The sequence below is a fragment of the Streptomyces sp. NPDC059371 genome (genome assembly GCF_042751995.1).
GTDB lineage: Bacteria > Actinomycetota > Actinomycetes > Streptomycetales > Streptomycetaceae > Streptomyces.
Window position 1 is genome coordinate 2,986 of record NZ_JBHYXD010000059.1, and the last position, 10,674, is coordinate 13,659.

Annotated in this window: 8 protein-coding genes; 3 read left to right on the top strand and 5 right to left on the bottom strand. The window is 71.8% G+C overall.

Translation table 11 applies throughout. The features are described 5' to 3' along the window. Positions 1 to 100: 100 nt before the first annotated feature. Positions 101 to 721 (bottom strand): hypothetical protein, encoded by a 621-nt coding sequence (locus ACFXGX_RS27680; RefSeq protein ID WP_384796046.1) that lies wholly within the window; start codon positions 719 to 721, stop codon positions 101 to 103. 420 nt (positions 722 to 1,141) lie between these two features. Between ACFXGX_RS27680 and ACFXGX_RS27685 the strand changes: the two genes are divergently transcribed. Next, positions 1,142 to 1,606, top strand: coding sequence for a Crp/Fnr family transcriptional regulator (locus tag ACFXGX_RS27685; protein ID WP_384796048.1), 465 nt, complete (start codon positions 1,142 to 1,144; stop codon positions 1,604 to 1,606). Positions 1,607 to 1,897: 291 nt separating this feature from the next. Continuing rightward, on the top strand, positions 1,898 to 2,602 hold the full coding sequence (locus tag ACFXGX_RS27690; RefSeq protein WP_384796050.1) for a response regulator: 705 nt from the start codon (positions 1,898 to 1,900) through the stop codon (positions 2,600 to 2,602). 56 nt (positions 2,603 to 2,658) lie between these two features. Here ACFXGX_RS27690 and ACFXGX_RS27695 read toward each other — a convergent pair whose 3' ends face one another. Together ACFXGX_RS27695 and ACFXGX_RS27700 are read right to left on the bottom strand one after the other, a co-directional pair. Next, positions 2,659 to 5,043, bottom strand: a complete 2,385-nt coding sequence (locus ACFXGX_RS27695) for a glycoside hydrolase family 65 protein (RefSeq protein WP_384796052.1) — start codon at positions 5,041 to 5,043, stop codon at positions 2,659 to 2,661. 136 nt (positions 5,044 to 5,179) lie between these two features. Continuing rightward, positions 5,180 to 7,564, bottom strand: coding sequence for a phosphoketolase (locus ACFXGX_RS27700; protein ID WP_384796054.1), 2,385 nt, complete (start codon positions 7,562 to 7,564; stop codon positions 5,180 to 5,182). Positions 7,565 to 7,650: 86 nt separating this feature from the next. Between ACFXGX_RS27700 and ppk2 the strand changes: the two genes are divergently transcribed. Then, the gene (gene ppk2 / locus ACFXGX_RS27705; RefSeq protein ID WP_384796056.1) at positions 7,651 to 8,454 is read left to right on the top strand and encodes a polyphosphate kinase 2; all 804 of its coding nucleotides are present in this window, start codon (positions 7,651 to 7,653) and stop codon (positions 8,452 to 8,454) included. A gap of 18 nt (positions 8,455 to 8,472) precedes the next feature. Here ppk2 and ACFXGX_RS27710 read toward each other — a convergent pair whose 3' ends face one another. Both ACFXGX_RS27710 and ACFXGX_RS27715 read right to left on the bottom strand, forming a co-directional pair. Then, positions 8,473 to 9,495 carry a zinc-dependent alcohol dehydrogenase gene (locus ACFXGX_RS27710; protein ID WP_384796058.1) on the bottom strand — a complete coding sequence of 341 codons (1,023 nt, stop codon included), beginning with the start codon at positions 9,493 to 9,495 and terminating at the stop codon, positions 8,473 to 8,475. 65 nt (positions 9,496 to 9,560) lie between these two features. Beyond that, positions 9,561 to 10,577 carry a universal stress protein gene (locus tag ACFXGX_RS27715; RefSeq protein WP_384796060.1) on the bottom strand — a complete coding sequence of 339 codons (1,017 nt, stop codon included), beginning with the start codon at positions 10,575 to 10,577 and terminating at the stop codon, positions 9,561 to 9,563. Positions 10,578 to 10,674: the final 97 nt, after the last annotated feature.

Consider the following 10,674-nt stretch of genomic DNA (forward strand, 5'->3'; position numbering starts at 1 on the left):
CGTACGGCAAGGGAGTTCACGCCTCCCGGACGACGATGCCGTCCGGCCCCCGCGGCGCCCTCACGTACGCGCGGGGGCGCCGCGGGGGATGCGGCCGCGGTCACCGCAGCCAGGGGCTCCGGCTCACTACGGGAAGCCGCTCCCAGAGGCGGCCCAGACCCCAGGTGGCGCCGGCGCCCGCGACGGCGAGCGCCACGAGGACGACCGCGTAGATCACGTGGTAGTCGACGAAGGGGTTGGACGACATGCTCGGCGAGCCGTCGGACAGGTGGCGGGCGGGCGGCCATTCGGCGAGCCACATGAACGCCATCATCACCGTGCCGGCGACCGCGGCGAGCCGCAGGGCGACACCGGCGACGAGGGCGATGCCGACGCCGAGCAGGCCTGCCATGAACAGCCAGTCGACCCAGGCGGCTCCCGCCCAGGAGTGGAACGTCGACTCCATCGGTCCGGCGGCGACTCCGCCGAGGAATCCCTCGGTGGGCGAGCCGCCGTCGATCCAGCCCTTGCCGGACGGGGTGGCGTAGCCGAATCCGAAGGTCTTGTCGAGGAAGGCCCACAGGAAGACGAACCCCGTCAGGAGACGCAGACCCGCGAAGGCGTACGAACGGAGCGTCGTGGCCGAGGTGTTCGCGGCGTCACCCGATGCCTGTGCCGAGCGGATCCCGCGCGACGGAAGGTGGAACCCTGTGTGCCGGTGAGGTTGCTCGTGGACTGCCATGATGCTGGTCCCTCCCAGGGGTGTTCGACATGGGCCTGGTGTCGGCCTTGGCCTTGACCGCTTCCGTTGCGCCTTCAATGTCCCGTGCCTGCAAGGGAGTTCGCAGGGGCCGCGAGTCCCTGACGACGGGGCCGAAGGTCCCTGCTCCGCGGCGCCCGGAACCAGCACGCCCGGACCGTGCGCGTGGCGGAGGAGTCCGCGGGGGACCGGACCCGGCCGGTGACCCCGGGCACCGGGCGCCGACGGCCACGACGACGGCCACGACGACGGCCCCGCGGGTCGCCTCCAGGAGCCGCGGGGCCATCCGGTCCCGGCCCGTGCCATGTGGCCCGCCTCCGGGGCCGGATGGCCCATGGCGGCGGACGGGCGGCGGGCGGAGGTTTGAGGCGGAAGGGTCACGCGCCAGGAAGAGGCAGGATCATGAGTACTTCCACCACATCCACCATGCTGCGGGCGCTGCCCGCCGATCACCGGGAGCCGCTCCTGCGGCTGGCCCGCGAGGTGTCGTTCCCCGAGGGGACCCGGCTGTTCGAGGAAGGCCGCCACGCCGACCGGTTCTGGATCATCCGGACCGGGACGGTGGCCCTCGACCTGCGGGTCCCGGGCCGCCGCGCGGCCGTCATCGAGATGCTCGGGCACAACGAACTCGTCGGGTGGTCCTGGCTGTTCGCCCCGCACACCTGGCATCTGGGCGCCGAGACGACCAGCCCCGTGCGCGCCTACGAGTTCGACGCCGAGGACGTCCGGGCACTGTGCCGCGACGATCCCGAACTGGGGATGGCCGTGGCGCAGTGGGCCGGCGAGATCGTCGCCCACCGGCTCCAGTCGGCGCGGACCCGGCTGCTCGACCTGTACGCCCCCTACGGAAGCGGCGGCGCGCGCTGAGAGCGGGCGGCGCACCGACGTCCGCCGCCGGAACGATCAAGTAGCCACCGTGTACGACGGTCCGCACATCGTGAGCGACGCGGAGCGACGAGAGGAGTGGTCGACGTAGGCTTCGACGTGACGGGCCCGGGGAGCGGCCCGGAGGTGTGAGCCGCGGTCGCCGCCGGCGACGCGCAAGCGCGAGCGGACTCGCATTGGGCCGGTCGGCCCTAGTGCGGCGGGGCCGGAAGCGTGATGATCGACCTGAGAGGACTCGCGGTCCAGGGGTCCATTACTGAACAAGGGGTCGTCATGGCCGAGGCGCGAACGTTCTCCGAGAGGAACCCGATCAGGGTCTTCCTGCTCGACGACCACGAGGTGGTGCGCCGTGGTCTGACCGACCTCCTGGACGCCGAACCGGACATCTCGGTGGTCGGTGACGCGGACAGCGTGGAGCACGCCCTCGTGCGCGGTCCCGCGCTGCGCCCCGACGTGGCCGTCCTCGACGTACGCCTCCCGGACGGCGACGGGATCAGTGTCTGCCGGGAGCTGCGCAGCCAGATGCCCGAGCTGTCCTGTCTGATGCTGACGTCGTTCGACGACGAGGAAGCGCTGCTCGACGCGATCATGGCCGGGGCGTCGGGCTACGTACTGAAGCAGATCAAGGGTTCCGACCTGATCTCGGCGGTCCGTACCGTCGCGTCCGGCCAGTCGATGCTGGACCCCACGACGACCGCCCGGCTGATGCGCAAGCTGCGCACGGACCCGGCCGAGGAGCCGCCCCTCTCGCAGGAGCTCGCCGGTCTCTCGCCGCGCGAGCGGGACATCCTTGCGCTGATCGGGGACGGGCTCACGAACCGTGAGATCGGCAAGGAGCTCTATCTGTCGGAGAAGACGGTGAAGAACCACATCTCCCGGCTGCTGGCCAAGCTCGGCGTCCAGCGCCGCGTCCAGGCCGCGGTTCTCGCCAACCAGCTCGAACACCCGGAAGCGGCCGGCCACCACTCCGGGCGCTGAGTCCCTGACCCGTCCCGGCCCGGCTCACCCCGCCGGTCCCCGGTCACGGTCCACGGTCACGGGCACCGGTCCGGCAGCGTGAGCGTGCAGGACTCGCCCGGTGCCACCGTCACCGTGCGGTCCGCCAGGGTGATGTCGATCGGCGGCTCGTCCGACGCCGGCACGCTGACGTTCAGCCGCCCCGCGCTCAGGTGCAGTTGCACACCACGGTGACCGCGGTAGCGGATCGAGAGACCGTACTCGGACAGCTCCGGCAGCGGGACCGGGTCGAACCGCAGCGCCCCGCCGCGGGTCTCCAGACCGGTCAGCCCGCGCTGGACGAGATCGAGGGTGCCCGCCATGGCGCCCAGGTGGATGCCCTCCCCCGTCGTGCCGCCCTGGAGGTCGGCGATGTCGCCCTGCAGCGCCTCGTGGATGTACGTCCATGCCTCGGCGCGCCGGGCCCGGCCCAGCACCCAGCCGTGCACCAGGCTGCTCAGCGTCGAACCGTGGCTCGTACGCCTCAGGTAGTGGTCGACGGTGCGCCGCCAGACGGCGTCGTCGACCTCGTGGCCGAGCCTGCGGAACAGGGCGCCGAGTTCGGCGGGCGAGAAGAGATAGCCCAGCATCAGCACGTCCGCCTGCTTCGAGGCCTGGTAGCGGTTGACGCTGTCGCCCTCGGCCTCCAGGATCCGGTCGAGCCGCCTGATGTCGCCGTACCGCTTCCGGTAGCCGTCCCAGTCGAGCTCGGCGAGGTCCCCGTACCCCTCGAACTGGCTGACGACACCGGCGTGGAAGGGCACGTGCAGTCCGTTCGACACCTCGTGCCAGAGGTCGAGCTCGGCGGGGTCGAGACCGGTCCGCTCGACGAGGTCCCGGCGCAGCAGCTCGGGCAGCTCGCCCAGCACGTCGAGCGTGCGGAAGAGCACCCAGGCGGCCGTGACGTTCGTGTACGCGTTGTCGTCGAGACCGGGCCGGGCGGCGTCCGGGTAGGCGTCGTGGTACTCGTCGGGGCCCACGACACCGCGGATCCGGTACCGGCCGAGGGTGCCGTCGTACTCGGCGAAGCCGGCCCAGAAGCGGGAGATCTGCACGAGCATCTCGATGCCCTTGGTGTGCAGGAACTCGGCGTCGCCGCTCGCCTCGCAGTACTGCCACACGTTGTAGGCGATCGCCGATCCGACGTGGTGCTGGAGGTGCGAGTGGTCGGGCAGCCAGCGCCCGGAACGCGGGTTCAGGTGGAGTCGCTGGGTCTCCTCCCGTCCGTCGCTGCCGCTCTGCCACGGGTACATCGCACCGGTGCGGCCGGCGTCCTGGGCCGCGCGGCGGGCCCGCTCCAGACGGCGGTGGCGGTAGGTGAGCAGGGAGCGGGAGACCTCGGGGAAGTGGAGGTTCAGATAGGGCAGCACGAACAGTTCGTCCCAGAAGACGTGCCCACGGTAGGCCTCGCCGTGCAGGCCGCGCGCCGGGACGCCGACGTCGAGCTCGGCGGTGTGCGGGGAGAGCGTCTGGAGCACGTGGAACAGGTGCAGGCGCAGGTTCGAGCCCACGCTGTCGCGCACGTCCAGTTCGGCGTTGCGCCACAGTTGCTGCCACGCGGTGCGGTGGGTGTCCAGGAGTGTCTCGAAGTCCGCGGCGCGCCCGACCCGGTCGAGGGCCGCGTCCAGCGGGTCCTTGATCGCCGGGTCGTGGGAGGTGTGCAGGGCCACGGTCTTGTCCACGGTCACCGTCCGGCCGTCGGTCAGCGCGATCCTGAGCGACTGGGCGGCGCGGCCCGGGGTGTGCGCGTCCGTGGTGTCGGCGGGCGCGTCCGTGACGGTCCGGGCGGCCAGTCCGATGCCGATCTCCGAGGCGGTGGTGCGGCAGCGCAGCCAGACCGTGTCCGGCTTCCCGGTACCGGTCCCGACGTCCGTCAGATGGCGGGAGGCGAGGGAGCGATAGCGCTCGACTCCGCTGTTGGTGACGGTCCCGTCGAGTGCCGACTCGATCTCGACGGGGCCCGACCAGCCCTCGGCCGTCACCTCCGTGCGCAGCAGGGCGAGGTGGGGATCGGCCATGTGGACCAGACGGCGCTGGCGCACGGCGAGGCGCCGGCCCTCCTCGTCCTCGTAGCGCGAGGTGCGTTCCAGGGTGCCCGCGACCATGTCGAGGCGCAGCCGGTGGCCGAGCAGCCGGTGGGAGTCGGGGGTGAGCCAGGTCCCGGTGGCGGTCCGTACGCGCAGGGGCAGCCAGTTGGGGAGGTTGACCATGTCCTCGTTCTCGACCCGCTGCCCGGCCACCTGTGAGGTCAGACGGTTGTAGCAGCCCGCCGCGTAGGTGCCCGGGTAGTGGACGGAGTCGGCGGTGCACTCGGGGGCCGCTCCCCGGGTCGCGAAGTACCCGTTGCCGAGGGTGCACAGCGATTCGCGCAGGCGTTCCTGCGCCGGGTGGTAGCCCTCGTAGTCCCAGGTGAGGTCGTCCATGCCTCCATCCTCCGGTACGGGCGGCCCGCCGTCCTCGCGGCACGCGCGCGGCGACGGCGGGCCTCTCCCGTGGGCGTCGGCAGCCGCCGCGTACGTCCGGACGGCGGCACGGTGCTCCTGACGCGGGCTCGGCCCCTCAGCCGGTCCAGGACCAGTCCGCGACCTCGGGGAGATCGGTGCCGTGCTCGCGGATCCAGATGTCGTGGCGGGAGCGGGCGTCGGCCATCTTCTGGCGCAGGGCGGCGGCGCGGACGCCGAGGCCGGGGACACGGTCGATGACGTCCATGACGAGCCGGTAGCGGTCCATGTCGTTGCGGACGACCATGTCGAAGGGGGTCGTGGTGGTGCCCATCTCCTTGTAGCCGCGCACATGGAGGTTCCCGTGGCCGGTGCGGCGGTAGGCGAGACGGTGGATGAGCCAGGGATAGCCGTGGTAGGCGAAGATCACCGGCTTGTCCGTGGTGAACAGTCCGTCGTACTCGAAGTCGCTCATCCCGTGCGGGTGTTCCTCTCTCGTCAGCAGCCGGGTCATGTCGACGACGTTCACGACCCGGACGGCGAGCTCGGGCAGATGGCGGCGCAGCAGGTCGGAGGCGGCCAGGATCTCCTGGGTGGGGACGTCGCCCGCGCAGGCGAGGACGACGTCGGGTTCCCGGTCGGCGTCGGCGGTTCCCGCCCAGTCCCAGATGCCGGCGCCGCGGGCGCAGTGGGCGCGGGCCTGGTCCATGGACAGCCAGTCGAAGCAGGGCTGTTTGCCGGCGACGACGACGTTCACGTAGTCGCGGCTGCGCAGTGCGTGATCCATCACGGACAGCAGGGTGTTCGCGTCCGGCGGGAGGTACACCCGTACGACCTCGGGGCTCTTGTTGAGGATGTGGTCGACGAAGCCGGGGTCCTGGTGCGAGAAGCCGTTGTGGTCCTGGCGCCAGACGTGCGAGGTGAGCAGGTAGTTGAGGGAGGCGATCGGGGCGCGCCAGGGCAGTCGGCGTGAGGTCCTGAGCCATTTGATGTGCTGGTTGACCATGGAGTCGACGATGTGGGCGAACGCCTCGTAGCAGGAGAACAGGCCGTGCCGGCCGGTGAGGAGGTAGCCCTCCAGCCAGCCCTGGCAGGTGTGTTCGGAGAGGATCTCCAGCACCCGGCCGTGCCGGTCGAGGTGTTCGTCGACCGGCAGCGTCACTGCCTGCCAGGCCTTGCCGCTGGCGCCGAAGACGGCGTCCAGACGGTTGGAGGCCGTCTCGTCGGGGCCGACCAGCCTGAAGTCGCGGCGCTCCGAGGTCTCGGCCATGACGTGTTCGAGGAGGCCGCCGAGGACCCGGGTCGGCTCGTGCAGGGCGGCTCCGGGCTTGTCGACGGGGACGGCGAAGCGGTCCAGGGGCGGGAGCGGCAGATCGCGCAGGAGGAGGCCGCCGTTGGCGTGCGGGGTGGCGCCGAGGCGCCGGGAGCCCTCGGGCACGCATGCCAGCACGTCGGCGACCGGCCGGCCCTCGGCGTCGAAGAGTTCCCCGGGACGGTAGGAGCGCAGCCATGTCTCCAACTGCCGCAGGTGTTCGCGGTTTTCGCGGACTCCGGCGAGGGGGACCTGGTGGGCGCGCCAGGTTCCTTCGACGGGCTCGCCGTCGACCTCCGCGGGGCCGGTCCAGCCCTTGGGGGTGCGCAGCACGATCATCGGCCAGTGGACGCGCTCGCTCACGCCCTCCTCGCGGGCCGTCTGCTGCATGACGGCGATGCGGTCGAGGGCGTCGTCCATCGCGGCCGCCATGGCCCGGTGCACCTGGGCGGGGTCGTCGCCGGTGACGTGGATCGGTTCGTGGCCGTATCCGCGCAGCAGTTCGTCGAGTTCGGCCTCCGGGATCCGGGAGAGCACGGTCGGGTTGGCGATCTTGTAGCCGTTGAGGTGCAGGATCGGCAGGACGGCGCCGTCGTGGACCGGGTCGAGGAACTTGTTGGAGTGCCAGGACGCGGCGAGCGGTCCCGTCTCCGCCTCGCCGTCGCCGATCACGCAGGCGACCAGCAGCCCGGGGTTGTCGAAGGCGGCTCCGTAGGCGTGGGCGAGGGAGTAGCCGAGTTCGCCGCCCTCGTGGATGGAGCCGGGCGTCTCGGGAGCGACGTGGCTGGGGACTCCGCCGGGGAAGGAGAACTGCCGGAACAGTCGCTCCATGCCTTCCAGGTCCCGGGGCACGGAGGGGTACGTCTGGCTGTACGTGCCCTCCAGCCAGGAGTTCGCCAGCACGGCCGGGCCGCCGTGCCCGGGGCCCCATACGCACAGCGCGTCCAGTCCGCGTGCCTTGATCACCCGGTTGAGGTGGGTGTGGACCAGGTTGAGGCCGGGTGAGGTGCCCCAGTGGCCGAGCAGGCGGGGCTTGATGTGCGCGGGAGTCAGGGGCTCGGTGAGCAGCGGGTTGGACATCAGATAGATCTGGCCCACGGCAAGGTAGTTGGCGGCCCGCCAGTGGGCGTCCAGCGTGCGCAGTTCGTCGTCGGTCAGTACCGTGCTGTCCTGGTGTTCTGCCTTGGGCATGGTGACTCCGTAGGTCATCGGGGTGTGTCGCCGAGGCGGGTCATCGCAGCGCTTCACGGGAGGCGTCATCGGGCGGAGGAGGCGGCATGGCCGGCGAGAAGACGGCGAAGGTGCCGCTTGCGGCGTACGAGCGGGAGCTGCTGCGTCTGCAGACGGAGCTGGTGAAGCTTCAGGAGTGGGTGCGGACCGAGGGCGCCCGTGTGGTGGTGGTCTTCGAGGGCCGGGACGCCGCGGGCAAGGGCGGCACGATCAAGCGGGTGGCGGAACATCTGAACCCGCGTGTCGCGCGGATCGCGGCGCTGCCCACGCCGACCGAGCGTGAGCGCACGCAGTGGTACTTCCAGCGGTATGTGGAGCATCTGCCGGCCGCCGGGGAGATCGTGCTGTTCGACCGGAGCTGGTACAACCGCGCCGGGGTCGAGCACGTCATGGGTTTCTGCACGAAGGAGGAGCACCAGCTCTTCCTTCGCCAGTGCCCGATCTTCGAGCGGATGCTGGTCGAGGCGGGTGTGCTGCTGCGCAAGTACTGGTTCTCGGTGAGCGACGCGGAGCAGCAGAAGCGGTTCCGGCGCCGGCTGAAGGACCCCACGCGGCGCTGGAAGCTGTCCCCCATGGACCTGGAGTCGATCACCCGCTGGGAGGCGTACTCCCGGGCGAAGGACGAGATGCTGGTGCACACGGACATCATCGAGGCGCCGTGGTTCGTGGTCGAGAGCGACGACAAGCGCCGCGCCAGGCTGAACATGATCGCCCATCTGCTGTCCACCGTCCCGTACCGCGAGGTTCCGCCGCCGGTGCTGGAGCTGCCCGAGCGGCCGCCGTCGACGGGCTACGTACGCCCGCCGCGCGATCTGCAGACGTTCGTCCCGGACCACGCGGCGAGCCTCTGAGCCGTTCACGCCCGGGGGTCAGCTCCCTTCCGCGAAGTCGAAGACGATGCGGGCCTGGATCCGGCCGTGCAGGACCGCGTCCATGGACTCGTTGACCGATTCGAGGGACCGGGACTCCCGGATGACCCGGGTCCGGCCCGCCGCGTGCAGCTCGAACACCTCGGCCAGGTCCTGCCGGGTGCCGACGATGGAGCCGATCACGGAGGTGCCGTTCAGCACGGTCTCGAAGATCGGGACCTGGATCGTGCCGTGCGCCGGCATCGCGACCATGACGAGCTTCCCGCCCCGCCGCAGCCCGGTGTACACCGCGGAGAACGCCTCCTCGTTGACCGCGAGGGCGAGGGCGGCGTGGGCCCCGCCGTGGCTCCGCAGGACCTCGCCCGGGTCCTCCTTGCGGGCGTCGATCACGATGTCGGCGCCGAGTTCCGCGGCGAGTTCGAGCTTGTCGTCGGTGACGTCGATCGCCGCCACGGTCGCCCCGGCGATCTTCGCGTACTGCAGGGCCAGATGGCCGAGCCCGCCCACCCCGGAGATGGCGACGAGCTGGCTGGGCCGGACGTCGGCGACCTTCAGGGCCTTGTACGTGGTGACGCCGGCGCAGGTGAGCGGGGCCGCGTCGAGCGGGGAGATCCCCCCGGGCACGGGCTGGGCGAAGTCGGCCCAGGCGAGCATCTTCTCTGCGTAGCCGCCGTCGTATCCGTAGCCGGTGTTGAGCTGCTGCTCGCACAGGGTCTCCCAGCCGGAGAGGCAGTGCTCACAGCGTCCGCACGCCTTGCCGAGCCAGGGCACGGCCACCCGCTGTCCCACCGTGAGATGGGTGACTCCGTCGCCCAGCGCCTCCACCAGGCCGACGCCCTCGTGTCCGGGGACGAACGGCGGGCTCGGCTTGACCGGCCAGTCGCCCTGGGCCGCGTGGATGTCGGTGTGGCAGAGCCCCGAGGCCTCCAGCCGGACCCGGACCTGGCCGGGTCCGGGCTCGGGGTCGGGGCGCTCCTCGATGACCAGCGGCTCACCGAACGCTCGTACGACTGCTGCTTTCATCAGGTGTCTCTCCTTGCGCGATCGGACTGCGAACGGCACCGGGCCCCGGGTGCGGCCCGTGGCGATCACGAGTGCGGTACGACGGCCACGGGGGCGGTGGCGTGGTGGAGCACGGCGTGCGTGACGGGCCCGATGTGGGCGCCGAGCGCGGCATGGCGGATCTTGCGGCCCACGACGACGAGCGAGGCTTCCCGGGAGGCGTCCACGAGGTGGTTGGCCGGCTTGCCCGAGAGGGAGTCCTCGATGATCTCGACGGTCGGGTACTTCTCGCGCCAGGTCCGCAGGGCCACCGTCATGGCGGAGGCGTCCTCGGCGGCCAGCCGGGCGTTCATCTTCAGGTCCGGCGGCAGCCCGTACGCGATGTAGGGCGGTTCGTTCCAGGAGTGCACGACCCTGAGCGCGGTGTCGCGCAGGAGGGCCGCCTCGAAGGCGAAGCCGATCAGCGAGTCGTCCGGGGCGCCGGTGTCGAGTCCGAGCACGACGGGCCGGAAGGGCGCCACGGCGGAGGGGATGCCCGTCGGGTCCGCCACGTGCTCGTCCGCGGCCTGTTCACCGGCCCGTACGAACACCACGGGCCGCTCGGCGTGGGCCGCGACGGCCAGCCCCACGGAGCCGACCATGAATCCGCCCGCCCCGCTCAGCCCGCGCGTGCCGAGGACCAGGAGTTCGGCGTCGTCCACGGCCTTCAGGAGCGCCTCGGCGGGCCGGCCCGTGAGCTGCTGTGTGCCGACCTCGACTCCCGGGTGACGTGCCCGCACCCCTTCGGCCGCTTCGCGCGGTATCCGCTCGCTCCAGTGCTGGTGGGTCTCGGCTCCGAGCAGCGGGGCCTGGGCCAGCGGGTCCGGGGCCGGTTCCCAGACGTTGACCAGCCTGACCGGCAGACCGCGCAGCCGTGCCTCGCGGGCGGCCCATTCGGCGGCGGCGAGACTCTCGGGAGAACCGTCGAGGCCCACGGTGACGGTGCGGGGCATGATGTCCACCTCCTGAATCGGGGGCCCGGTGGGGCTCCGATTCCAGCGTCGTGTCGAGCGGTCGGTCGGGGGCAGGGGCCGCAGGTCCCCGATGCGGGCCGTTCGGCCCATGCGGGCGGTCGCCCGCCCGCGCGCCCCCCGGGGGCGGCGCCGCCGCCCCGCGCGCGGCCCGGCGGGCCGGAGGCGAACCCCACGGTCACGCCGTTCT